The sequence below is a fragment of the Lactobacillus sp. WILCCON 0149 genome, assembly GCF_057197965.1.
This window is the reverse complement of sequence record NZ_JBUBHO010000001.1, coordinates 1,136,512-1,161,452: the sequence shown is the minus strand read 5'-3', so window position 1 is coordinate 1,161,452 and position 24,941 is coordinate 1,136,512. Positions and strand designations below refer to the sequence as shown.

General features: G+C 47.6%; 24 protein-coding genes and 1 other annotated feature. Of the genes, 11 read left to right on the top strand and 13 right to left on the bottom strand.

Going from position 1 to position 24,941, the window contains the following annotated elements:
* Positions 1–154 precede the first annotated feature (154 nt).
* From ACYVUV_RS05475 to ACYVUV_RS05465, 3 genes are all read left to right on the top strand, one after another.
* Positions 155–733 (top strand): histidine phosphatase family protein, encoded by a 579-nt coding sequence (locus ACYVUV_RS05475; RefSeq protein ID WP_439775631.1) that lies wholly within the window; start codon positions 155–157, stop codon positions 731–733.
* A 173-nt stretch (positions 734–906) separates the two neighbouring features.
* Complete coding sequence (locus tag ACYVUV_RS05470; protein WP_439775630.1) at positions 907–1,608, top strand: TIGR00266 family protein; 702 nt, start codon at positions 907–909, stop codon at positions 1,606–1,608.
* A gap of 143 nt (positions 1,609–1,751) precedes the next feature.
* A complete protein-coding gene (locus ACYVUV_RS05465) occupies positions 1,752–2,132 on the top strand; it encodes a VOC family protein (protein WP_439775629.1) in 381 nt (126 codons plus the stop codon).
* A 51-nt stretch (positions 2,133–2,183) separates the two neighbouring features.
* On the opposite strand, the gene ACYVUV_RS05460 is transcribed toward ACYVUV_RS05465, so the two are convergent.
* Both ACYVUV_RS05460 and ACYVUV_RS05455 read right to left on the bottom strand, forming a co-directional pair.
* Complete coding sequence (locus tag ACYVUV_RS05460; protein ID WP_439775628.1) at positions 2,184–3,089, bottom strand: proline-specific peptidase family protein; 906 nt, start codon at positions 3,087–3,089, stop codon at positions 2,184–2,186.
* Positions 3,090–3,119: 30 nt separating this feature from the next.
* Complete coding sequence (locus ACYVUV_RS05455; RefSeq protein ID WP_439775627.1) at positions 3,120–4,739, bottom strand: peptide ABC transporter substrate-binding protein; 1,620 nt, start codon at positions 4,737–4,739, stop codon at positions 3,120–3,122.
* A 60-nt stretch (positions 4,740–4,799) separates the two neighbouring features.
* Positions 4,800–5,015 (bottom strand) — a binding site (T-box leader).
* Between the two features lie 149 nt (positions 5,016–5,164).
* On the opposite strand from ACYVUV_RS05455, the gene ACYVUV_RS05450 reads away from it, so the two are divergent.
* Positions 5,165–5,914, top strand: a complete 750-nt coding sequence (locus ACYVUV_RS05450; protein ID WP_439775626.1) for a class I SAM-dependent methyltransferase — start codon at positions 5,165–5,167, stop codon at positions 5,912–5,914.
* A gap of 61 nt (positions 5,915–5,975) precedes the next feature.
* On the opposite strand, the gene ACYVUV_RS05445 is transcribed toward ACYVUV_RS05450, so the two are convergent.
* The 5 genes from ACYVUV_RS05445 to ACYVUV_RS05425 form a co-directional block, all read right to left on the bottom strand.
* Entirely contained in the window at positions 5,976–7,790 is a 1,815-nt protein-coding gene (locus ACYVUV_RS05445) for an ABC transporter ATP-binding protein (RefSeq protein WP_439775625.1), read from the bottom strand.
* Entirely contained in the window at positions 7,783–10,137 is a 2,355-nt protein-coding gene (locus tag ACYVUV_RS05440; RefSeq protein ID WP_484499157.1) for an ATP-binding cassette domain-containing protein, read from the bottom strand. The genes ACYVUV_RS05445 and ACYVUV_RS05440 overlap by 8 nt, the downstream gene beginning before the upstream one ends.
* Entirely contained in the window at positions 10,124–10,534 is a 411-nt protein-coding gene (locus ACYVUV_RS05435; protein WP_484499156.1) for a MarR family winged helix-turn-helix transcriptional regulator, read from the bottom strand. Before ACYVUV_RS05435 ends, ACYVUV_RS05440 begins: the two co-directional genes overlap by 14 nt.
* Positions 10,535–10,779: 245 nt before the next feature.
* On the bottom strand, positions 10,780–13,980 hold the full coding sequence (carB, locus tag ACYVUV_RS05430) for a carbamoyl-phosphate synthase large subunit (RefSeq protein ID WP_439775123.1): 3,201 nt from the start codon (positions 13,978–13,980) through the stop codon (positions 10,780–10,782).
* Complete coding sequence (locus tag ACYVUV_RS05425; protein ID WP_439775122.1) at positions 13,973–15,049, bottom strand: carbamoyl phosphate synthase small subunit; 1,077 nt, start codon at positions 15,047–15,049, stop codon at positions 13,973–13,975. The genes carB and ACYVUV_RS05425 overlap by 8 nt, the downstream gene beginning before the upstream one ends.
* Positions 15,050–15,438: 389 nt before the next feature.
* Between ACYVUV_RS05425 and ACYVUV_RS05420 the strand changes: the two genes are divergently transcribed.
* On the top strand, positions 15,439–16,164 hold the full coding sequence (locus tag ACYVUV_RS05420; protein ID WP_439775121.1) for a DUF554 domain-containing protein: 726 nt from the start codon (positions 15,439–15,441) through the stop codon (positions 16,162–16,164).
* 44 nt (positions 16,165–16,208) lie between these two features.
* Here the strand turns inward: ACYVUV_RS05420 and ACYVUV_RS05415 are convergent, their stop codons facing one another.
* Positions 16,209–17,546: an MATE family efflux transporter gene (locus ACYVUV_RS05415; protein WP_439775120.1), complete on the bottom strand. Its 1,338-nt coding sequence runs from the start codon at positions 17,544–17,546 to the stop codon at positions 16,209–16,211.
* A gap of 94 nt (positions 17,547–17,640) precedes the next feature.
* Between ACYVUV_RS05415 and ACYVUV_RS05410 the strand changes: the two genes are divergently transcribed.
* From ACYVUV_RS05410 to ACYVUV_RS05385, 6 genes are all read left to right on the top strand, one after another.
* Positions 17,641–18,378, top strand: a complete 738-nt coding sequence (locus ACYVUV_RS05410; RefSeq protein ID WP_439775119.1) for a MerR family transcriptional regulator — start codon at positions 17,641–17,643, stop codon at positions 18,376–18,378.
* 168 nt (positions 18,379–18,546) lie between these two features.
* Positions 18,547–19,041 (top strand): hypothetical protein, encoded by a 495-nt coding sequence (locus ACYVUV_RS05405; RefSeq protein WP_439775118.1) that lies wholly within the window; start codon positions 18,547–18,549, stop codon positions 19,039–19,041.
* Positions 19,034–19,486, top strand: coding sequence for an ATP-binding protein (locus ACYVUV_RS05400; RefSeq protein ID WP_439775117.1), 453 nt, complete (start codon positions 19,034–19,036; stop codon positions 19,484–19,486). The genes ACYVUV_RS05405 and ACYVUV_RS05400 overlap by 8 nt, the downstream gene beginning before the upstream one ends.
* 215 nt (positions 19,487–19,701) lie before the next feature.
* Entirely contained in the window at positions 19,702–20,106 is a 405-nt protein-coding gene (locus tag ACYVUV_RS05395; RefSeq protein WP_484499155.1) for a helix-turn-helix domain-containing protein, read from the top strand.
* 12 nt (positions 20,107–20,118) lie between these two features.
* Positions 20,119–20,439 (top strand): hypothetical protein, encoded by a 321-nt coding sequence (locus ACYVUV_RS05390; RefSeq protein ID WP_439775115.1) that lies wholly within the window; start codon positions 20,119–20,121, stop codon positions 20,437–20,439.
* A gap of 317 nt (positions 20,440–20,756) precedes the next feature.
* Complete coding sequence (locus tag ACYVUV_RS05385) at positions 20,757–21,398, top strand: tyrosine-type recombinase/integrase (protein WP_484499154.1); 642 nt, start codon at positions 20,757–20,759, stop codon at positions 21,396–21,398.
* Between the two features lie 222 nt (positions 21,399–21,620).
* On the opposite strand, the gene kefF is transcribed toward ACYVUV_RS05385, so the two are convergent.
* The 5 genes from kefF to ACYVUV_RS05360 all read right to left on the bottom strand — a co-directional run bounded on the left by kefF (position 21,621) and on the right by ACYVUV_RS05360 (position 24,740).
* A complete protein-coding gene (gene kefF, locus ACYVUV_RS05380) occupies positions 21,621–22,184 on the bottom strand; it encodes a glutathione-regulated potassium-efflux system oxidoreductase KefF (protein ID WP_439776002.1) in 564 nt (187 codons plus the stop codon).
* Between the two features lie 35 nt (positions 22,185–22,219).
* Positions 22,220–22,729: a MerR family transcriptional regulator gene (locus ACYVUV_RS05375; RefSeq protein WP_439776001.1), complete on the bottom strand. Its 510-nt coding sequence runs from the start codon at positions 22,727–22,729 to the stop codon at positions 22,220–22,222.
* Between the two features lie 33 nt (positions 22,730–22,762).
* Positions 22,763–23,590, bottom strand: a complete 828-nt coding sequence (locus ACYVUV_RS05370; protein WP_484499153.1) for an SDR family NAD(P)-dependent oxidoreductase — start codon at positions 23,588–23,590, stop codon at positions 22,763–22,765.
* 28 nt (positions 23,591–23,618) lie between these two features.
* Positions 23,619–24,131: an SRPBCC family protein gene (locus ACYVUV_RS05365; RefSeq protein WP_439775998.1), complete on the bottom strand. Its 513-nt coding sequence runs from the start codon at positions 24,129–24,131 to the stop codon at positions 23,619–23,621.
* A gap of 180 nt (positions 24,132–24,311) precedes the next feature.
* Positions 24,312–24,740 carry a GNAT family N-acetyltransferase gene (locus ACYVUV_RS05360; protein ID WP_439775997.1) on the bottom strand — a complete coding sequence of 143 codons (429 nt, stop codon included), beginning with the start codon at positions 24,738–24,740 and terminating at the stop codon, positions 24,312–24,314.
* Positions 24,741–24,941 lie beyond the last annotated feature (201 nt).

Sequence of the window (24,941 nt, the reverse complement as noted above, 5' to 3'; positions counted from 1 at the left end):
ATAAGGCTATTTTTACAGTGCAAATATAGTGTAAAAAGCTTGATATATCAAAGTTTACGCTACTTTGTTTACCGAAGATTTTTCCATTAGCTTTCAAAAAATGTTATAATTTTCTTTGAAAGCGCTATAGAAATGTGAAAAGGAGCAAACTTAAATGGAAAAAATCTTGTATCTCATGCGTCATGGGCAAACACTATTCAACCTTGAACACAAGATCCAGGGTTGGTGCGACTCACCATTAACTGAATTGGGGATCAACCAGGCCAAGATCGCTAGTCGCTACTTTACAGACAACAAGATCCAGCTGGACCACTGCTATTCAAGTACCAGTGAACGTGCCTGTGATACCTTGGAGTTAGTAACCGGCGGCAAGCTGCCTTATACCCGGCTCAAAGGAATCAAGGAATGGAATTTTGGCCGCTTTGAGGCGATGGATGACTTTTTGAATCCACCTGTTCCTTATGGAGACTTCTTCGTTAAGTTTGGCGGGGAAAGTCAAGACGGGGTCAGTGAAAGAATAACTAGGACTTTGAGCGATGTCATGGAGCAAGAAGATCACCATTCGGTTTTAGCAGTATCTCACGGCGGTGCTCTGGCCTGCTTCTTACGCTACAACAAGCTTCCCATTGACCATCATATTGGCAACTGCACTATCCTCAAGCTGAAGTATGAAGATGGTCACTTTGCCTTGCTTGACTGGATTGATCCTAATTTCAGCGAACTCGAAAAGTAGTCACCCAGATGCAAAAATTTTCTTATTAAACATTTGGCATCCCTTTTCTTTGCTTTTTTAACAGTAATTGTTTTTGCGAGAAAAAGCCCTTTCTTGATATAATATAGACAAGGAAGAAATTTTGAACATAAATATCATATTTTGCGAAAGCAATAGAAAAGCAGAGGGACATCATGAAATACGAATTGAGCGGCGGGAATACTTGCCCATTAGCAACTGTAACCCTCGATAAGGGAGAAAGCATCAAAGTCGAAAACGGTGCCATGGTCTACATGAAAGATGTTACCATCGCCGGGAAGATGAACTCCAGCAAGAAAGGCTTGGGCGGCTTGCTCGGCGCGATTGGCCGGAGTTTGACCAGTGGTGAAAGCATGTTTATCACCCAGGCAACTGGTGATGAGGATGGCGGACAAATTGGGGTTGCACCAGCAATTCCTGGCAAGATTGCAAAGCTTTCCGTTGGCAAGCAGCAGTACTGCCTAAACACTGGGGCATTTTTAGCAAGTGATGACAGCGTCAGCTACAAGATGCAAAAACAAAATTTTAGCAAGGCTGCCTTTGGGGGAACCGGTGGTTTCTTCGTAATGCAGACTGAAGTCGAAGGCGACATGTTGGTTAACGCCTTTGGTGACCTGGTAGAACTGACCGTGACCAGCGATAAGCCGATCTCAATCGACAATGAACATGTCGTTGCCTGGGATGCAAACCTTGACTACGACATTAAAGTAGCCTCGGGGATGTTTGGCTTTACCTCAGGTGAAGGCCTGGTCAACCACTTTACCGGGGATGGCAAGGTTATCATCCAAACTCGTAACTTGCATTCACTAGCAGAAGCCTTGCAACCTTTTATTGTTGACAAGGAAAGTAACGATTAAAGAAAACGGGATCGGCGTAGCTGATCCCGTTTCTTGCTCACTAAAGGAAATGATTTTTTCACAAAACTATAAAATTGTTTTAAGCGCTGGCTTATGATAAATTACTAGTAAAGATATTACTCAAAATGGAGGATCCCCAAAAAATGTTCAATCAAGTCGAAATCATGCTCTACGTGAGTGACCCGGAAAAATGTGCTAAGTTTTGGACTGACCAAGTTGGCTTTGCTTTAAAGGAAGAAGGCGAAGGCCCGGACCAAAGCAAGACCTACCTGCTGGCAGCCAGCGACAATGCAGATGCCAGCCTGCGCTTGTTTGACCGGGAAGTAATTGCCAAGTACTCACCAGAACTTGACCTGGCTACTCCATCACTGCTTTTCAGCTGCGAAGACGTGAAGGAAACTCGCCAAAAGTTGCTGGATAAGGGCGTCACCGTTGGTGATGTCGTTGATATGGGCAGTGCTGAAACTTGCAACTTCGCGGACCCAGAAGGCCATTACTTTGCCTTTAAGAGTATGAAGAAGTAATATATTTTCAAGCAAAAGACCGTCACGATTGTGACGGTCTTGTTGTTTCCTCTATTCATTATTGGCAAACTTACCAGCTTCAACATCGCTGATGAACTTATATAAGGAAGAAAAGAATGCCTTAGGATTATCAATGTGGTGGCAGTGACCGCCATCTGGCGTCACAACCATCCGTGAGTTTTTCAAAGTCTTGTGCATCCGGCGGACAGCGTCAAGGGGCATGGTGTCAAATTCACCAACCGTTAGGAGGGTAGGGAGGGTAATCTGACCCAAGCGGTCTCTGAAATCCCACTCAGTTAACTTACCGACCATCATGAATTCATTATTGCCTTGGAAGTAATTGTATACTTGTGTATTCGTCGTGCTAACAACGTGCCGGCTTCCATTTTCCGGGTGACGGATCAAGTAAACGGAGTAAAGCTTGGCAACCAGTTCCTGGTACATGGCATCGTCAAAATTTTCTTCTGCTTCGCATTCCCGCATGTATTCCACTTGAGCCGGGCTGAACATTTCATCTCTTTCCCGGTTGATGTTCTCCGTGTACTCATCCAAATTATCAATCATCGATTCAATAATAACGGCCTTGAGGTGTTGGCCATACTTGACCGCGTATTCCTGGGCCAGTAGACCGCCCCAGGAGTGCCCTAACAGGTAGAAGTCTTCCAAACCGAGCTTCTGGCGGACTTCCTCAAGTTCATCAACAAAGTAGTCAATGTTTAAATACTTACGGTTTTCCTCTTTCGAAAAATCTGGTTGATCTGACCAGTACGAACCTAATTGATCGTAAGAATAAACCTCAACGCCTTTGCCAGCTAAGCCATTCTTGAAATTGTCAAAGTCTTCATGGTTGTCACCAGGTCCGCCGTGTACACAGAGTAACTTGACCGGGCCTTCGTTGACCTTGCGGGTAAAAAGGTGATAGCCATTGTCTAAAGTAACGATTCTCGTTTGATCCATGATTTTCTCCTTCAGTCAAATATTCTCTTGTTACTTGAAATATGCTCTCGTGTAGTCAACCATGCCAACCTTGTGCCAAAGTACACCCTTTAAGTTGGAGTTTACCAGGTGGTCTTCAACCATGGTGTAAAGCGGAAGAACAGGGTAATCTTGATTCATTTGCTCTTGTGCCTTTAACAGGTGGCTGAAGTAGACTGATCTGGTCGCGGCATTCTTTCTAGCTTGGCTAAGCTCATTGTTGTAAGCGGCACTAGCGTATTTACCGTAATTGTGGCTGTTGGTCTTTTCCAAAGTCTGCAGTTCGCTGTATGGGTCAGCGTAGTCATTCAGCCAAAGTGACAGGTAAAGGTCGTACTTGCCGTTGGCTACCAGATTGTAAGCTGACTTGGACGGCAGGTTCTTAACCGTGACCTTTAAGCCTGGCAGCTTGCTTTCCAGCTGCGACTGCAGGAATTCACTGACATTCTTGTCAGTAGTCGTGTCACTTGCCACCAGGGTCAATTCAACCTTTGACTTGCCTAGTTGCTTTAAACCAGCTTGCCAGAGCTTTTTAGCCTTGGCAACATTGTAAGTTTCTTTTGGCTGAGCAGCTGCAGCGAAGTCTTTACCACTGGATGGATCCTTGGCGGCGTTTGGTGCTGAGAAGGTGTAGGAAGGTTTTGAACCATCGGCCAAAACCTTTTTGGACAGTTGAGTACGGTTAACAGCCAAGTAGAGGGCTTGCCGGAGTTGTTTGTTGGCAAGAGTAGCACCTTTAGCCATATTCAGATTTACGAAGTTGTTGCCCGACCGGTAGAGATGGTACAGGTTCTTGTTATTTTGCAGGCCTTGTGCCGTCGTACCGGAAACTACAGCGTCATCTAAGCTTCCTTGCTGGAAGAGCTGGTGGGCAGTGTTTGAGTCTTTGATGACTTGGTAATTAAGCTTTTGCAGCTTGACAGCGTTTTTAGCGTAGTAGTATGGGTTCTTGACGGCAGTCCACTTTTCGCTGGTGTTGGTCCACTTGGTGACCTTGAAGGCCCCGTCAAAAGCAGTATATTTAGCAGCCGTACCATATTTGGCACCATATTTTTTAACCAGGCGGGTGTTTTGCGGATAAAAGGCAGGCATAACCATCTTGTCGATGAAGGTCGGTTCTGGATTTTCAAGCTGCACGACCAGTTTATACTTGCCAACGGCTTTGACGCCTAAGCTACTGACCGCTTTTTTACCTTGAGAGATCTGGTCAGCATTCTTAATATTGCTGAAGATGTAGTTATAGCCAGACATTGCTTTGGGAGAAACGCCTTTTCGCCAGGCAGTCACAAAGTCTTGCGCGGTTACAGTGTCACCATTTGACCATTTGGCATTGTGCCTCAGATTGAACGTGTAGGTCTTACCATCACTGGATTTATGATAGCTAGTGGCAACCGCGGGAACTGGCTGGTCATTTTTATCTGAACGGTAAAGGCCGGCCATAGTTTGCACCAAAGTGTCCCATTGAGGGATTGAGGCAGTCACAGAGGTATCAAGGGAGCTGACTACATCAGTCTCCATCAAGTTAAGACTTGTTTTGGTGTTGGATGCTTGGGAATTGTTATTGCCGCAGGCAGCCAGCGTGCAAGCTGACATGCCAAGTAGTGCAACTGTTGCCATTTTTCTAACTTTCATTTGTGTTCCTCTTTTCATTTTTCAGGGAAAAGAAAAGCGCCCCACTGGATCAAATCGATCCAATAGGGCGCTATTAGCGCGGTACCACCTATTTTCGCCGTTAGGCCTTCACGCACAGATAATGCGCTGCCGCTTTAAGGGGCGGACCCCGAAACCACTAATATCGCAGTTTCCGCTCAAAGGTGATTTTCGCACTTGGTCTGACTGCTTCTTCACACCAACCAGAAGCTCTCTGCAGGTCTCGCCAAAACTACTTTTCCTTTTCAAAGCAATGTTGTTTTGATTTCATGTCTCTTATCTTAATCCTAAATCTGAGAAAGTCAACAGTAAAATGGCAAAAAAGTTAAACTAAAGTTATAAGTGCTGGAAAGGAAATTAACCCTTTGTTAAACTAAAAGTGTTAATTACGTGGAGGAAAAACAATCATGAATTACCAAGACATCAACGCTGAAACGATCGACCGCTGGGTCAAAGAAGGCTGGGAGTGGGGCCAGGCAATCGACCACGAAACCTTCCAAGCCGCTAAAGAGGGAAAGTGGGAGATCAAGCTGACCCCTGTAAAATACGTTCCTCACAGCTGGTTTGGCGATCTTAAAGGCAAAAAAGTCCTTGGCCTAGCCAGCGGGGGTGGCCAGCAAATGCCAATCTTGACTGCCTTAGGGGCAAAATGCACAGTCCTGGACTATTCTGACCAGCAGCTGGAAAGTGAGCGCCTGGTTGCCGAGCGTGAAGGCTACGATATCGACATTGTCAAAGCCGACATGACCCAGCCTTTGCCTTTTGCTGATGAAAGCTTTGACATGATTATCCAGCCAGTTGCTAACTGCTATGTTGAAGAAGTCAAACCGATCTGGAAAGAATGCCACCGGGTCTTGAAAAACGGCGGAGTCCTCTTGGTCGGTCTGGACAACGGGATCAACTACTTGTTTAATAGCGATGAAGAAAAGTATGTCGTTAACTCCTTGCCTTTTAATCCATTGAAAAATCCTGACCAGATGCAGCAGCTGGAAAAAGATGATTCTGGCGTCCAGTTCTCTCATACCTTGGATGAACAGATTGGCGGCCAGTTGGAAGCGGGCTTTACTTTGACAAATCTCTATGAAGATACCAATGGTGAAGGCCGCCTGCACGAATTGAATATCCCGACTTTCATCGCGACCAGAAGCGTGAAATAGCAAAAGCCACCAAGTTTGACCTTGGTGGCTTTTTCCTGTATCCAAATGATTAAATATATTCTTATTCTTCGCCATGTTCAAACTGTGACTGGTAAAGGTCAGCGTAGAAGCCCTTCTTTGCCATCAAGCTGTCATGGCTGCCAACTTCAACGATATCCCCGTCCTTCAAAACGATAATGCTGTCTGCATCCCTAATCGTAGATAAACGGTGGGCAATAACAAAGGCCGTCCGTCCCTGCATCAGCCGGTCCATCCCTTGCTGAATCAAGAGTTCCGTCCGCGTGTCAACTGAAGACGTAGCTTCGTCTAGAATCAAGATCTTTGGATTCTTGACGAAAGCCCGGGCAATCGTCAGCAGTTGCTTTTGCCCGGCAGAGATATTGCTGGACTCTTCGTTAATCATGCTGTCATAGCCCTCTGGCATCTGTTCGATAAAGTGGTCAGCATGGGCATCAATTGCTGCCTGCCGCAATTCCTCATCACTGGCATTGAGATTCCCGTAGCGGAGGTTTTCCTTGATCGTGCCGTTGAAGAGCCAAGTATCCTGCAGGACCATCCCAAACATGGACCGGAGGTCTGACCGCTTCATCTTGCTGATGTCTTTGCCGCCAATCATGATCTTGCCGCTGTTTAACTCGTAAAAGCGCATCAAGAGTTTGACCAGGGTGGTCTTGCCGGCCCCAGTAGGCCCGACGATAGCAATCTTTTGCCCGGCAGAAACATCCAGGCTGAAGTCCTTGATGATGATCTTGTCTGGATTGTAGCCAAAGCGGACATGGTCAAAAGTCACATCGCTTGGCAGCTTAGCTACTTCCGCAGATGAAATTTCGACCTCTTCTTCCGGCATTTCTTCAGCTTCCAGGAAGTCAAAGACACGTTCACTGGCCGCTGCCGTTGACTGCAGCATGTTCATGATCTGAGCCATCTGGGAAATCGGCTGGGTAAAGCTCTTGACGTATTGGATAAAGGCTTGAATGTCACCAATCGTAACCACGCTGTTTACTGCTAAAAAGCCACCCACGATACAGATTGCTACGTAGCCGATATTGCCGATCAAGTTGGAAATCGGCATCATCAAGGAGCCGAAGAACTGGGACTTCCAGCCGGAAGTGTAAAGCTCGTCATTGTACTTTTTAAAAGTTGCCACCGAGGCAGCTTCACCGTTAAAGGCCTGGACGATCTGGTGGGCCCCGTACATTTCTTCAATGTGACCATCCGCGTCACCCAGAGACTTTTGCTGGCCGATATAGTACTTTTGTGACCGGCTCATGACAATACCAAGTATGCCGAAAGTTACTGGCAATATCGCTAAAGCAATCAAGGTCAGCTGCCAGGAGATCGAAAACATCATGACCAGAACGCCAACCACCGTCACGGTTGAAGTAATGATCTGGGCCATGGATTGGTTGAGCGACTGGGCGATCGTGTCCACGTCGTTGGTTATCCGGGACAAGATATCACCACTGGGATGCTTGTCAAAAAAGCTGAGCGGCAGACGGTCGATTTTTTCCGCGATATCTTTTCGCAAGGAATAGGCGACCTTCTGGGAAATGCCCGAGGTAATCCAGCTTTGCACGTAGTTGAAAAGCATGGACAGGAGATAAAGGCCCAGGAGAAGCAGCAGAATCTTGTTGATGTAGGTAAAATCGATTCCCCCAGTATTCTGGATCTTGGCGCTGATCCCGGCGATCAGCTTGTCAGTTGCCTTTGATAAAATTTTTGGCCCAATAATGGAGAAGATGGTCGAAGCGATCGCGAAGATCACTACCACCAGTAAAGACCAGTAATATGGCTTAAGGTAGCGGAATAATCTGGCAAAAGTGCCGGAAAAGTCTTTTGCTTTTTCATTGCCTCTTGCGTTGCCATGGTTATGCATCGGCTAATTCCTCCTTTGAAAGCTGTGAGTAGGCAATTTCTCGGTAGACCTGGCAATTCTTGAGCAGGTCTTGGTGCTTGCCCTTGCCGACAATCTTGCCTTCATCCAAAACGATGATCTGGTCGGCATCCATAATTGACGCGATCCGCTGGCCAACCAAAAGAACCGTCTTCTTTTCCTTGGCAGCCATCTTAGTCAGTTCCCGGCGGACCTTGGCGTCAGTCTTAAAGTCCAGGGCACTGAAGGAATCATCAAAGACCAGGATCTCCGGGTCCTTGGCCAAAGCACGGGCGATTGCCAACCGCTGTCTTTGTCCACCGGAAACGTTGCTGCCGCCTTGGGCGATAGGGGCGTCCACTTTGCCTGGCAGGCGGTCAACAAATTCCTCTGACTGCGATACCCGCAAAGCTTCTTCTAAATGCGAATCATCCTTCGCCCCGTATAAGACATTGGACTTAACCGTCCCGGTCAAAAGCTGCCCTTTTTGCGGCACTAAACCGATCCGCTCCCGCAAGTCTTGCAGGTTGTAATCCTTAACGTCAGTTCCGTCAACCATGACTTTACCGTCAGTTGCATCATAAAAGCGGGGGATCAAGTTAATTAAGCTGGACTTGCCAGACCCGGTTGATCCGATAAAGGCCGTCGTCTTGCCGGCCGGGGCAGTGAAGCTGATATGCTCCAAGGCTGCTTCCTGGCTGCCTGGGTAAGTGAAGGTTACATCGTCAAAGACAACACCCGTATTTACCTTGCCTGACTTGCATTCAGCTGGAGATTCAATTTGTGGTTCTGTTTCCAGGACTTCCGCCACCCGGCCAGCTGAGATGCTGGCCCGGGGGATAAAGATGGCAATCATGGCGACCATCAAGAAGGCCATGATGATCATCATCGCGTATTGCACGAAGGCCATCATTTCGCCAATTTGCATCTTACCCAAGTCGATCTGCTTGGCGCTAGCATAAACGATTACCAGAGTAACTGCATTCATGATGAACATCATGATCGGCATCAAGGCTGACATGACCCGGTTGGTAAAGAGGTTGACCTTGGTCAAATTGCGGTTTGACTCATCAAAGCGGTCTTCACTGACTTTTTCATTGCCAAAGGCCCGAATGACCAGCATCCCGGTCAAGTTTTCCCGCATAGAGAGGTTCAGTTTGTCGATCAGCTTTTGGACAATCTTGAACTTCGGCATAGCCAGGCCCATGGTAATCATGAGGATGACTAAAATCAGCAAAACGACTAAACCGATGATCCAAGTCATCGATGGGGAGGAATCCAAAGCATGCAGGAGGGCCCCGATGCCTAAGATCGGCGCGTAAGCCACCATCCGGATCATCAAAACAATGACCTGCTGGATCTGAGTAATGTCATTGGTTGACCGGGTGATTAAGGAAGCGGTTGAAAAGCGGTCCATTTCCGTATTGGAGAAGGATTCGACTTTTTTAAAAAGGGCCAGCCGCAAGTCCCGGGCAACGCCGGCCCCGACTCTGGAAGCTAAAAGCCCAGCCAGGATCGTTACGACGGAACCAAGAAGGGCAATGCCCAACATCTTCAGACCTGCATTTTTAATGTAGCTGGTCTGCAGCTTGCTGGTTGAAGCACCAAGGCGCTTGTATTCCAGTTTGACCGCCCGGCCGCCAGCCATGTTCATGGTGCTGGTCCCCATCTTCTTCATCTGCTTGTCGATAGAGTCAAAAATCTTCTGCTTTTGTTTTGCACTCATCTGCTTGAAGAAGTAGGCCAGGTCCTTTTTCTGGTAAGCAGCTTCCATTTCGGCGATCTGCTTTTTTGCCGTATCCAGCTGAGCCTTCATTTTTACGGCTTGCGGGCTGGTCGGGGCAACTTTAGCTATTTGCTGATAAGCTTTTTCACCCTTGGCGTATTTGTCTTTGGCAGTCTTGATGCCCTTGGAGATATTCTTAAGGAACTTTTTGCTGGTAGATGAGTTCTTATTTCCCGTGAGGGTGTAGTAGAGGATCACCCCCCGCAGCATGGCCTTATTCAGCTTGTCTCTGTCCACATTTTTCTTTAAGACATAGAGATTTTTGCCTTTAGGAAAAGTCTGCTTCAAGTCACTTGAGACGTCAGCTGCTTTAACATAGCGGTAGCTGGCCTTGATTGTTTCTTGCTGGCTTTTACTTGAATAAGTCAGCAGCTGCCGGTAGGTCTGAGGCGACAAGACATCAGCAACGCTGTCTTTAAAGCCGCCGGCCTGGATCCCGTTGGTGACGATATCACTCATATAGTCCGGCAGAGCTAGTTCCGTCTGGGCCTGCCCGAAGATAAAAGCGATTGCCAATAAAATCGGAAGCAGGTAGGGCAATAGGTATTTTCTAAGCTTGATCATCCTCGTCCTCCTTGACCATTGCTTCCAGATTGTGGCTGATCATGTCAAAAAATCTCATGATCTGTTCAAAATCCTGATCATTCACTCCCTGGAAGATCTGTGCGTTACACTTGTTCATTTTATCGATGACCTCATCAAGTTCCTGGTTGGCCTTGTAGGTCAATTCCAGCCGGTACTTGCGCCGGTCTTTTGGATCAGTGACCCGGATCAAGTAGCCGTCTCTTTCCAGCCGCTTGATCCGACCGGACAGGCTGGCCTGGGTAATGTGAAAAAGTCGGGCAAGTTCTGTCTGATTGAACTTGGTGGTCTTGATCGCGTAGAGCAGGCCGCCTGATTCTCTGGTCAGCTGCATGTCCTTAAACTCAGCATGGTAGACCTTGTGCAAAAGCATGGTCATATAACCCTGCTTTCTGATGATTTTCAAAATACTTTGTTGTTGGGAATTCTCTGAAGAATCCAATTCAATGACACCTCACAATTCATTACTTAGGTGACTAACTGTTAGAAACCTAATTATTAGCGCATTAAGTATTATACTTAACATGCTAAGCAATTACAAGCGGAAATCAGGTAACTTTTGCAAAGAAAAAACGCCAGCAAACGCTGACGCTTAAACTATTGAGTATTAAGGAATACACATTTTTACAACTTGGTAATGTCGACCAAGGAAATCTTGTTGTCGTGCTTAGCTTCCAGAGCGTGGATCAAAGCCCGAGCCGTGTCAAGGGAAGTATAGATCGGCACGCCGGCTTCTACGGCAAAGCGGCGGATCAGGAAGCCGTCCTTCAAGTTGTTGTTTCTGGTTGGGATGTCGATGACCAGGTCGACCGTTTCCGTCAAGATCAAGTCAAAGATGGTGTTCTCCTTGTCATTGATCCGGTTGACCAGGTGGGCAGGGATGCCGTGGCTCTGCAAGAAGTCGTATGTCCCTTGGGTTGCATACAAGTCGTAGCCGAAGTCATGGTATTCCTTGGCAATTGGCAAAAATTCTTCCTTAGCTGAATCCTTGACCGTGCAGATAACCTTCTTGTGCTTAGGCAGGTCCAGCCCAGTTCCCATAAAGGCCTTGTACATGGCTTCTTCAACGTCTTCAGAAATCCCCAGAACTTCACCAGTTGACTTCATTTCAGGGCCCAGGGCAATTTCCGCCCCGGTGATCTTTTCAAAGGAGAAGACTGGCATCTTGACGGCAACCGTCTTCTTTTCCGGAGCCAGGCCGTAGTCATAACCTTGCTCCTTGATGGACTTGCCAATGATGACGTTGGTTGCCACGTCGACCAGAGGAATCCCGGTTACCTTGGAGATGTAAGGGATGGTTCTGGAAGAGCGGGGGTTGACTTCGATCACGTAGACTTCGTTTTCATAAACGATAAACTGGATGTTCATCAAACCCTTGACCTTCAAGGCCTTGGCCAGGCGCTTGGAGTATTCAACGATCCGGTCTTTCATCTCCTGGGAGATCTTTTGCGGCGGGTAGATGGAGATTGAGTCACCAGAGTGGACGCCGGCTCTTTCTACGTGCTCCATGATCCCTGGAATCAAGATGCCTTCGTCATCGCAGATGGCGTCGACTTCACATTCCTTGCCGGCCAGGTACTTGTCGATCAAGATCGGGTGGTCTTCAATGTTGAATTGACTCGTAATGTGGTCGATAAACCGTTTGAGGTCGCCGTCGTTTAATGCGATTTCCATCCCGGCCCCGCCTAAAACGTAGGAAGGACGGACCAAAACCGGGTAGCCCAAGCCGTTAGCGGCCTTTAAAGCTTCTTCAGCCGTAAAGACGGTTTGCCCCTTTGGCCGGTCGATCTGGCACTTTTCCAAAATCTCGTCGAATCTTTCCCGGTCTTCAGCAGCATCAACGCTGTCAGCAGAAGTCCCAAGGATCGGCACGCCCATCTTCATCAAGTCCTGGGAAAGCTTGATAGCGGTTTGACCGCCGAATTGGACGATGGCCCCGTCTGGCTGCTCAAGTTCAATGATGCTCTGCACGTCTTCCGCCGTTAAAGGTTCAAAGTAGAGGCGGTCGGCGATGTCAAAGTCAGTTGAGACGGTTTCCGGATTGTTGTTGACGATGATGGTTTCGTAGCCGGCTTCCTTTAAGGCCCATACGCTGTGCACGCAGCAGTAGTCAAATTCAATCCCTTGGCCGATTCTGATTGGGCCGGAGCCGAAGACGATCACTTTTTTCTTGGATTGGTCTGGCTGGATTTCATGTTCACCGCCATAGACGCTGTAGAAGTATGGAGTTTCGGCGTCAAATTCAGCCGCGCAGGTGTCGACAGTCTTAAAGGCAGCAGTAATCTTCAAACCCTTTCTGAGGTAGTAGACTTCATCAGCCGTCTTGCCAGAAAGCTTGGCAATGACCCGGTCTGGGAATTCGCAGTGCTTGGCCAATTTCAAAAGGTCAGGAGTCAGTTCTTCGCTCTTCAGCCGGTCTTCGATTTCAACCAGGTGCTTGATCTTGTCAATGAACCAGACGTCGATCTTGGTAATGGCATGAATTTCCCGGATGGAGACGCCTTTTCTCAAGGCTTCAGCAATTCTGAAGGCCCGTTTGTCGTCAATCTTGCGGAGGTCTTTCCGAAGTTCATCGGCTGACAACTGGGCAATTTCTTCATTATAGAGGTAGTAGCTGTCTTGTTCCAAAGACCGGAGGGCCTTCATGAAGGCACCTTCGAAGTTGTTGCAGATGGCCATGACTTCCCCGGTTGCTTTCATTTGGGTGCCTAGCTTGCGGGAGGCATCGTAGAACTTGTCAAAAGGCCACTTAGGAATCTTGCAGACGATGTAGTCAAGGGTTGGTTCGTAAGAAGCATAGGTCTTGCCAGTTACGGCATTGACGATTTCGTCCAGGGTGTAGCCAAGGGCGATTTTGGTCGCGAGTTTAGCGATAGGGTAGCCGGTTGCTTTTGAAGCCAGGGCAGAAGACCGGGAAACCCGTGGGTTAACTTCGATGACGCAGTATTCAAAGGAGTCTGGGTTAAGAGCAAATTGGACATTGCAGCCACCTTTGATATTCAAGGCAGTGATGATGTTGAGGGCGGAAGACCGGAGCATCTGGTAGTCCTTGTCTGACAAGGTTTGAGATGGCGCGACCACGATGCTGTCACCGGTGTGGACGCCGACTGGGTCCATGTTTTCCATGTTGCAGACGGTGATACAGTTGCCAGCACCGTCGCGCATGACTTCGTACTCAACTTCCTTCCAGCCGGCGATTGATTGTTCAATCAAACATTCAGTTACTCTGGAGAGGCGGAGGCCGTTAGAACAGATTTCGTGGAGTTCTTGTTCGTTGTGGGCGATCCCGCCGCCAGTACCGCCCAAAGTGTAGGCCGGGCGGACAACTACGGGATAGCCGATTTCCTTGGCAAAAGCAATCGCGTCTTCAACGTAGTTGACGACAACAGACTTGGCAACCGGTTCACCGATTCTTTCCATCAAGTTCTTGAATTCCAGCCGGTCTTCAGCCATCTTGATGGTGTCGGTGTCAGTGCCGATGGTTTTGACATGATGCTTTTCCAAAAAGCCTTCGTCGGCTAAAGCCATGGCAATGTTCAAGGCGTTTTGCCCGCCCATGGTCGGCAGGATCGCGTCAGGCTGTTCTTTTTCAATCAACTGCTTGACGACCGGGACGGTTAAAGGCTCGATATAGACGTGGTCAGCCATGTCACCGTCAGTCATGATTGTGGCTGGGTTGGAGTTGATCAAGACAACTTCGATGCCTTCTTCTCTGAGGGCCCGGCAGGCCTGGGTGCCGGCATAGTCGAATTCAGCGGCCTGGCCGATGATGATCGGGCCTGAACCAATCACTAAAACTTTTTTGATATCGTCACGCTTAGGCATTCTTATGTTCTCCCATCATTTCAATAAAGCTGTCAAAGAGGTATTCCGTATCGTGCGGGCCGCCGCAGGCTTCCGGGTGGAACTGGACGGACTTGATGTTTTCATTTAAGTATTCCAGGCCTTCGATGGTCTTGTCGTTGACATTCTTGAACCAAACCTTGGCTTGCTTAGGGTCGATTGTGTCTTCCTTGATCACATAGTTGTGGTTTTGCGAAGAAATGTAGACACGGCCAGTAGTCAGATCCTTTACTGGGTGGTTGCTGCCGTGGTGGCCGTAGACCATTTTTCCTGTCTCAAAGCCGTGGGCTAAGGCCAAAAGCTGGTGGCCAAGGCAGATGGCGAAGATCGGGATACCGGAAGAAGAGAGGATCTTCAGCTGGTCAATGATTTCCGTGCATTCGCTTGGGTCGCCAGGGCCGTTTGACAGCATGATCCCATCAAAGTTGTTGTCTAAGACATACTGGGCTGGGGTGTCAGCTGGCAGGACGGTGACATGGCAGCCTCTTTTGGCCAGTTCTCTGGCGATATTGCGCTTGGCACCGAAGTCGTAGAGGGCAACTTCGTAGTCACCTTGACCGACATGGTAGGGTTCAAGGCAGCTGCACTTTTCAACGACGCCGTGGATCTTGAAGGCCTTGATCTGGTCGATTACTTCACTGACTTCGTAATCCTTCGTTGTGATCATCCCGTTCATGCAGCCTTCTTTGCGCAGAATCCGGGTAATTGCCCGGGTGTCGACGCCTTGGATGCCGGGGATGTTATTTTCAATCATGTAGTCGTTCAGACTCATGTTCATGCGGAAATTGGACCCCAGCCGTGAAAGCTCGCTTACTACAAAGGCTTCTACAAATGGGTGGGCGGATTCCTGGTCATCCAGGGGAACGCCATAGTTGCCGATCAAGGGATAGGTCATGACTACGCTTTGGCCAGCATATGAAGGGTCAGTCAGGACTTCTACATAACCAGTCATCGCCGTGTTGAAGACGAATTCGCTGATGACATCATGGACCGCGCCGAAGCTTTCGCCTTCAAAAACGTGTCCATCTTCCAGTATTAAACGCGCTTTCATTGATTGTTTGACTCCTATAAAAAAAGACATATCAACGAGTGACATGTCTTAAGTGATGAAATATTAATAAATTGAAAAAATGGAAAAGAAACAGCGAATGAAGCTGGGCAGATATCGGGATTAACGTTAATAAATGCGGTCATTTTTGCTGCTTCCTTTCTGTTTTTTCAATAGTATAAAGGATAGATGCAAGGCATGCAAGTAGTTTTCTTGATTTTCATTAAGAAAGGCGTATATTTTGTATGCATTTAGTTGGTAATCGTTGATGTGACAGTGAAAAAACAATTTTTGCCTGGATAATCACGAATATTCGCCTTTCAATTATTGAAATGATATTTAAATTAAAAAGCGCTTTTTCCTATGCTATACTTTTGACTGAGGTGAAACACATGCCAGGAATCGGAACTGTAATCAACGTCACCGCCATCATCTGCGGTGGTTTGCTGGGCTTGAACTTCGGCCATCTGCTAAAGGCCCGGGTGCAGCAAACACTAATGGTCGCCTGCGGTCTGGGGACCATGTTTTTAGGGATCGCAGGGGCGATAGAAAAAATGCTGCAGGTCAAAAACGGTCAGCTGACCAGTGGTTCCAGCTTGATGATGATTTTGTCTCTAGCAATCGGAGGCTTGGTGGGGGAATTACTCAACATTGAGGCCTACTTTGAATCCTTTGGTCACTTCCTCAAGCATAAGACCGGCAATAGCAAGGACCCGGCCTTTACCACGGCTTTTGTTGATGCATCCCTGGTCGTATGCATCGGCGCTATGGCTATCGTTGGCTCCATCAATGACGGGATTTATCATAAGCCAGATACCTTGATCGCTAAATCGATTCTAGACTTTGTCATTGTCATGGTAATGACCAGCGCCGAAGGCAAGGGATGCATTTTTTCCTTTGTGTCAGTCGGCCTTTTGCAGGGAAGCCTGACTTTACTCGCGCAATTCATCAAACCAGTGATGACTGCCGCCGCTTTGGCTAACATTTCTTTAGTTGGTTCCGTCTTAATTTTTTGTGTCGGAGTCAATCTGCTGTGGGGCAAAAAGGTCCGGGTGGCCAACTTCTTGCCGGCCCTGCTTGTTGGCTGGCTGTTTGCTTTCATCCCCGTGATTGGCTGATGATCATATTCAAATACTGTAAAGCAGTCAAGAAAAAAGTCGGCTTAAACGCCGGCTTTTTCTTCTGCTTCCAAACGCTGCAGTTCTTTTAAGATCAGGATTGTCGATCCTAATACGCAGAGGAGTCTGGTGCCCAGTTGGGAACTCCAGAAAGAATTCGTTCCTAAAGGCGCAAGCAGCAGCCAGTTGACCGCCAGCTTGAGGCCCAGTTCTCCGAGATTGCAGTAGAGGTATTCCTTCATTAAAAACATGCTTCTGAGCAGGCCTTCGTTCAAGAATTTGAAAACAGAAAGCAATTGAATGCCAACGAAAGCCAACAGGTAGACCTTGAAGAAGCCATAAGCTGCCTGGTTCTGCGCCGGATCAAAAAAGAGCCCGGCCAGCTCGCGGCTGGCCAGAACCATCAAAACGGAGCTGATTAGCCAGTAGATCAAGGAAATCTTGCTGCAATAGCGGTAAACAGCTCTGACGGCTGAGTACTTTTTGCCTGCTAATAGCTGGGCAGTCATTAGGGTCAAAGTCTGGGCGAAGCCAACAAGGACGATGGTCGCCAGGTTCATGACTTTGACGATGGCTACATAGCCCAGGATGGCTTCCTGGCCGAAGGGGTTAATCCAGGCCTGGACCAGGGTGGCGCCAAAAGTTACCGCAAACTGCTGGACGATCGTCGGCAGGGCAATGTGCATGATCAGCTTGATCTTATCAAAAGAGAGATCCGGCTTAAGGGAGACCGGTTCTTTTTCCTGCTGGTCCATCTTGGCCAACAGCCAGAGAGTCACCAGCATCATCATCCCTTGCGCCAGAACCGTTCCGAGAGCTGAACCCAAAACGCCCAGGTGCAGGACCAGAATGAACAGCAGGTTCAAGAGCAGGTTCAGGCCGCTGGAGGCAGCCAGCAGGTAGAAGGAAATTTTTGCCCGCTCATTGGAAATGAGGATGGCCCGGCCAACATCGTAAATATAAATGATCGGCAGGGCAAAAAGGTAAACCCGGCCATACAGAAGGGCATCCCTCATCATGTTTTCCGGCAGGGAGATCGCCTTGTAGAGGGCTGGCAGGGAAATCCAGGCAATCACCACCAGAATCAAGCCGCTGATCGCGCTGATGAAAAGCGTGTCGCGGGCCATCGCTGCCTTTTCCTTGTACTTGCCCGCGCCTAAAAGGCGGGAAACCGTGACGTCAACCGACATCTCAAAGCCGCCCGAAACCACCAGAAACAGCATGATCACGCTGGCAGCGTTGCCGACGGCACCGAGCTGTCTGGCCCCAAGATAGCGGCCAATGATTGCCATGTCAATCACGCTGTAAAGCTGCTGGACGACCAGTTCACAGATCATCGGCAGACTGAAGCTCCAGACTTTTCTTCTTAATTCACTTGTCATCTCTGTACCTGCTTTCAAATTTCTTATCTTTAGGGTAAACTATGCCCTAAGGGCATAGTCAAGGCTGGAACCTGTTTTTTGAAAGGAAAATTCGATGGACGAGAATTTGATCAAGACTGGCGATTTTGCCAAAATGTGCGCTGTCAGCAAAAAGGCGCTCTATTTGTATGAAGCCAAGGGGCTTTTGCTGCCGGCATTAGTTAAAGACAACGGCTACCGCTACTACCGGTTAGAGCAGGTGGACCAGGTAGCAACCATCCGCCTGCTAGAAAAACTGGGCAGCAGCCTGGATGAAGTTGGCCGCTTTTTTGCCTTGACCAAACTGCAGGACCGCCGCAGCTACCTGCTCAAACAGCAGGATGCCGTTGAAGACGCATTGAATCAGCTAAGCCGGATCAAAAGCAGCTTGCTCTTTTTTGACAAGCGGATAGATGATTTTGAAAAATTAGGCTGCCAGAATCTGACCATTGAAAGCTGCCCGACGGAGTATCTTGAGGTAAGTCCGTTTAGGCGGGGCGTCTCGCTGAATCCGATCAACTTTGGTCCCCGCTACGGGGTGATGACTGATGATTTTGCCCAGGCAACGATCAGCCGCTTTTTCAAAGTGGTCAGTGCAGGGGAAGGCAATTTTGTCAAAGCAGCAGGCAAATATGCTTATTTTTACCAGGAACTGGACAATGAACAAGTGGCGGCCAACGGACCACGCGCACTGGAATTTATGCAAAAACAAGCAAGGGTGCTGCCGCCTTTTTATCAAGAAGATTTCAGCAGTTCAGTCTTGGGTCATGGCGGATCGGTGATCATCAAGTATTCTGCTAAGCTGGATCTGTGAGCAAATAAGCGGCAACCCTACAGTTTTTTTCGCGTGAAGGGATGCTGCTTTTAAATTTGCACTCACTTTTGATCGAAAAAGTGCTTCTAAGCGAGCGTAAATGCGATTGAAAAGATAATCTATCGTTTTTTTCACTCCAATTGCTATAATTAGGGGGAGGTGAGAACCATGAGTGAGACCAAGGATCTATTATCCCGCTTGATACTCAAGGGCAAGAACCAGACCTTTGATAGCCTGCAAGCCCAGGAGCAAAATTTAACTTTCTCTAGCTTGGAAACTGCTTTAAAGGATAAGCTTGGCATAGAGGCGCTGAATCAAGATATTCTGATAACTTTGGATTTGCTTCGCAAGGGTAGCGGATACACCAACGCTGGGGCACTTTTGGCTGATCACAATCATTTTCGTGGTATCAATTTGGTTCGTTTTGGAGCAAATCTTAATATCACGCTGGATCGAAAAGATTATGAAGGTATTTCTGTTTTAGATCAATATAATCTCTCCATTAACATGTATCGACAGTATTACCAATACGAAGAAATCAAGGGCTTTAACAGAGAACTGGTAACAGAGATACCTGAGGAGGCTTTCAGAGAAGCAGTTGCTAACGCATTGGTACATCAGACTTGGGATGTGAACTCTCAAATCAAAAATTTCAATGTTTGACAACAGAATTGAAATTGTTTCACCCGGTGGTTTGCCAAGTGGCTTGAGCAAAGAGGAGTATCTCTCAGGGAAAATTTCAATACTGCGCAACCCGATTTTGGCGAATGTGTTTTACCGTTTAGGCTTAATTGAACAATTTGGTACGGGAATCCGCAGAATTATCAGTAGTTATCAAGGAAGCGTTATTCAACCTCAATTTAAAATCTTTGAGAACTCAATCGTGATAATTTTGCCGCTTTTACAATCAGTACCAGTCAATCTTTCTAAAGATGAAGGTAAAATTTATCAGGCAGTTCAATCTGGAAACGAAACTACCAGCAAGATAAATGAAGAGGTCAGCTTTGGTCGAACCAAAACCTTAAAGTTGATTAACTCTTTGGTAAAGAAGGGATACCTTATTAAAATTGGGGAAGGCAGAGGCACAAAATATCAGTTAACGAAGTAGAAAAAATGCAGCATCCTTGATCGATTCCTTCGAGAGGGGGATGCTGCTTTTTTGTATTTGATCAAAGGTGGACAAAAACAGAGTAATTTTCTGGAAAATTATTGTAATATCCCGGCTGTCAAAGAATTTTGACAAAGAAAATAGAGGATGTCAAAGAAATTAGCTGGACCTTTTGCGAAAAACACGGCTTAATTAAGACAGAAAGGAGCGGAAATATGAATACAGGAGAAAGATTGAAAAAAGCCCGCAAGCAAGCGGGATTAACGCAAGAAGCCGCGGCTGGCAAGTTGCAGGTTTCTCGTCAGACCTTGTCCAACTGGGAGAATAATCGTACTTATCCTGATCTGGTCAGCTTACTGGCCATCAGCGATCTCTACCAGATCAGTCTTGATGCCTTGCTAAAAGGTGACCAGGACCTGGTCCAGCACATGGAAGACAAGATGGACACCGTAAAACAAGGTAAGCAACTGACAGCGGCTTTACTGATCAACTTGCTCTTGCTGGTCATTGGCGCAGTGGTGTTACGTTACGCGTCAAGTCAAGCTGCCTATATAATTCTGTTTGTTTCCTTGGTCGTCAGCGTGTCCTTTTTACTGATGCAGATCGTTAAAAGAATATAGGAGGTTGCAATAATGAACCTGTTAATTTTAATTGGCCTGGCAGTCACTTTTGTCGGTATTTTTTATACTTGGTACCAAATCTATTCTTTAATGCGCCTTGATGCGGAGATGCGCGGAATTCCGCATCCCAAAGGAACCGCCTTGTTTCTCAGCAGCGGACAGAGAGGGGAGGGACTCCTGGCCTACTTGATCTATCGGAAAAAATATCCTTTGACTTCGCTCACTCCCAAAGACCGGGCAAAAAGCGACCAGCTAAAAAAACAAGCCTGCCTTGGAATAGCCTTCATGGCTGTTGGCGCATGTATCGCGATTATTGGCTTGAGCATCAGCTAGAATTATCTAATCTGGAATTTCGGCAGATTGTTAAAAAGCGGCAATTTTTAGCTTGCCGCTTTTTGCATTTTGATTCTGAGTTGCAATAAACGGTCAAGTCTCCAGGGCGGAAAAATTTGGCCGCAAATGAGAGCTTTTCTCAGCATTTTTGGCAAAAAATCACCATTTCACTGAATGCGTAGAAATAAGCATTTTTACGCATTCAAATCTTAATTGGCTAGGACGGATTTTTGGACAATTTTGCCACTTCAATGCACCTTTATGATAGAATAAATACATAAAGACGCATTCAAAGAGGGGAGGATTTTAACAGCAAAATGGGCCGCAAAGTCAAGAAAACGGAAAGCAGTAGAAATATCCGGCCGTTGAAGACAGCAAAAGAAATTAACGCCATGAAGCGGGCTCTCCAATTTGGAACCGGGACGGTTACTGGGCAAAACAGAAATGGCTTGCGGAATGCCATGATTTTTGTCTTTGGGATCAACACGGGGCTCCGGATTTCCGATATCGTCAAGGCCAAGGTCTCAGATATCGAGGACGGAGAATGGTACAACCTGGTTGAAACCAAAACCCACAAGAACCGACATGCATACATTGGCAATATCAGCCAGGATTTGGCCAACTACATCGCGCAAATGCAGCTAAAGCCAGATGACTGGCTTTTCCCTTCCAGAAAAGGGGAGGGGCATATTGAAGGCAAGTCTTTTTACAAGGACTTGAAGCGGGCAGCCCGGCAGTGTGAGATTGATCCGAATACTGTCGGCACACACACCCTGCGCAAAACTTTTGGCTATCACTATATCAAGAGCGCGACCACCCCGGCTGGCGATCCGGACCCCCGGGCCTTGTACAAGCTGCAGAAGATGCTGAACCACAGCAGCCCGACGACGACTTTGCGCTACATCGGTCTGGAAGACGAGAGCATGGAAGAAGATCTGAAGACTTTCCGATTAGGATAAAAGATAGCATTTTTGAACTAGCAATTATTTGCGCTTAAATGTGCAACTGGTCACTGCTAACTTTTTAAGCGCCGCAGAATCGCCCTCTCAGCACTGATAAAAAGTTAGCAATTTTATAGACATAACAATAATTATGTAAACTTAAAATCGACTAAAACAAAATCCTTCGAATTTTTTCGAAGGATTTTTTGCTAGATAGAGTAGGGAATTAATAAACAGTTATTAGTTGCTCTCAGTCTCAAGCAGTCCGTACGCGGGAAGTGGATCCGTGGTCTGCAGCAGCCTGCGATAGCGTCTCTGTTGTCTCTGCAGGTTTTCATCGGCAATCGTACGTGCACCGAAAGTCATAAAGGGACGGACGTATTTCATGCCGGTCAAGCCGGCCATTGACTGGTAGGGCCGGAGCAATTCCGCCAGCCGGTAGCCGTGCAGGCCTTCCCGGGTGTAATGTTCCTGCCCGCCGCCAACGGAAACGCAGACCAGCAGTTCCTTGCCATGCAAGGCTTTGCCCTTGCTGCCATAGGCCCAGCCGTGAGTCAGCACGTCATCTTCCCACTGTTTTAGCAGGGCCGGGCTGCTGTACCAGTAGATCGGGAATTGGAGCACGACCCGGTCGGCAGCTTCAAGCGCTGCCTGTTCAGCCGCTACGTCGATTTTGAAGTCAGGATAGAGCTGATAGAGATCGCGCACTGTAACGTTGTCAAGGGCTGCGGCTGCTTCGAGCAGCGGACGGTTGACCTTTGAAGCGCGCGGATGCGGGTGCGCGAAAATGATCAAAGTTTTCATGGAGATTTTTTTGCCTTCTTTTTTCACGGGGAAAATTAATGGCTGCGGTTCCGGTAGTCCTTGACGCTCTTGAAGCGGGCCAGTTCCTCACTTTGGCCGCTCTCTTCCAGATACTGGCTGTACTGGTCGGCCAAGTCAGGCACGACTTCGTTACTGCCAGGAGTGAAGTGAATCTTTTCGGTACCGGCTTTAATCGCGGTCTCGAAATACCATTCCTTAAACTTCAAGTAGCACAAGGTATCCTGCAGGTCGCTGATCTGTATCTGCAGGTCCTTTTCGTGTGCTTTCAAGAGCTGGTAGCGGTCCTCAAGAGTGCTGTCGCCTTGCAGGCGCATTTGGATGAAGTCAGCAATATCGGTCACCGGCACGCCGGCGTTTTTAAGGCAGATGATCGTGCGCATCAAGTGAACGTCATTTTCGGAAAAAACGCGCCGGCCGTTTCCGTTGCGCTGGATGAAGGGCAGAAGGCCCTCCTTGTCATAGTAACGAATCGTGTCAATAGAAATACCTAGTTTTGCCGCAACTTGACCGATGCTGTAGCTCATCTTTTCCTCCAATGCTTATCTGTTTTTAGTCACTTACTTGTCATCGGTTGACAGAGAGATGGCGCGATTGCTCTCAATTTCGGCTGCCAGTTTGCGCAGCTTTTCCAGGCTGCCGTTGTAGGCAAATTCACCAAGCGGCAGGTGGTCTGGCATCTCGTCGCTGTTAACTGCGTCAATGATTGCCTGGGCAATCAAAGCTGGATCCCCAGGTGCATTGTCAACCGCCTGGTCAGTCGTTGCAACCATGTTCTTGAATTTGGCATAGTCAGCGATTTCCGGCACCTTCTTTTCAGATGAAGAGCCAGCCCAGTTGGTCCGCGCGCCGCTCGGTTCAACCGTCAATACCTTGATTCCAAGGTCAGCTACTTCCTGGCGCAGGGCATCAGAATAGCCTTCAACCGCAAACTTTGCGGCACTGTAGTAGCCCATGGTTGGCAGAGTAGTCAAGCCCAGAGCCGATGAAATATTGACAATTATACCACTCTTGTTAGCCCGGAACTGCGGCAGCAAGGCTTCCGTCATTTCGGCCAGGCCAAAGAAGTCAACTTCAAACATGTAGCGCACTTCCTGCAGGTCGCTTTCTTCAATCGTTGAGAAATAGCCCAGACCGGCATTATTGACCAAGACATCGATTTTTGGCGAAAATGCCAGGGCTTCTGCAGCTGCCCGCTTGACCGCTTGCGGATCAGACACGTCAACGATGACTTTTTTGATCTGACCGTGATCGTACTGATCAAGATAGTCAAGATCAGCTTCCTTACGGGCGGTGGCGATGACGCTGACGCCGTCTTCCTGGGCCAGCTTGCTTGCCAAGGCCTTGCCAAAACCGCTTGAAGTACCAGTAATCATCCAAGTTTTCATGGTTAATTTACCTCCTTGTCTACAATTGTTAATATTGTTCTCTAGCTGCAGTTAACAAGCCGTCAAGCCAAGCCTGGTGGCCGTTAAGCATTGGGTTTGGGACAGTTACGGCCAGTTCAGCGGCAGACTTGCCCAGCTGAGATTCCTGGGTCAAGAGGCGGACACGATTGTCAGGCAGCTGTTCGATCAAGAAAGCGTGGTATACGTCGATTGAAGAGTCTTCATCCCCGTCATTCCAGCCATGCCAGGCGATTCTGGCTACCGGACTGTCAACCGTCGGGCTGACCAGTTCCATGACCTGGGCATCGATCGGGAAGCCGAAAGTATCAAAGTGGAAACGTTCGCCGTAGTGAAGATCGCTGTTTTCGCCGTTGGTAAGTTCAATATTAGCGGCGTTGTCGTAGTACTTTTCCCATTCAGCAGTATCTATAAGATAGTGCCAGATGTCAAAAACTGTCAGATCTTTAACAATAACCTCATTAGAAACAAAATTGTCAGTCGTTCCAGGCAAAAAACGGCTTGGAAAGCTAATTGAATGCATGTGTAATTCCTTCTTTCGTTAACTTGATAGTAATTACTGTAAAACCTGGAGCTAGCTCTAGGTCAAGCATTATTTTGATTTTTTGGGGGAATTGCACTGACTCCTTAAAAATAGTACTTGAATAAGCAAAAAACGACCGCGTGAGCACTTGCTCCACGGGTCGTTTTGTAGTTTTAGTGGCTACAGAATGTATTCCATCGTAGTTTCCTTGACTTTGAGGCCGTTTTTCTCATAGAAGCGAATGGCGGAATCGTTGCCGGCCCAAACGTTTAGAGTCACTTCATAGCATCCTAGGCGCTTGGCTTCCTGCTTGACGAAATCCAGCAAAGCCCGGCCGACGCCTTGAGAGCGGCGGGAGCTGTCAACGCACAGATCATCTATAAAGAGTGACTTGAACTGCACCATGTTTGTAGAAAAAGGCTGCTCTTGAAGCTGCGTAAAGGCATAGCCTAATACGTCATCATTTTCGTTAACCGCAACATAAATTGGCTTTTGATCGTCCTTTAACAATTCCATCAGTTCTTCAACCGTGTACTTGGTTGTACCAGGAATAAAGACATCCGGCCGGATAGAAGCATGGATTTCAAGCACTTCGTTGAGTAAATTCATAATTGCTGGGACATCTTTATCCCGTGCGCGCCGTATATTCATTTTGTGCACCTCTTAAATTAAGTATTTCTGATATTTTAACACTATTTTCTGCTAAAAATAGTAATGAAATTAGATCTGATTTAAAGCAAAATTGGTCCGTTCTAATTTTTAAAAAGGCTTTGACTTTTTCAAAAAATAGCGCTAACATATTACGCAAGG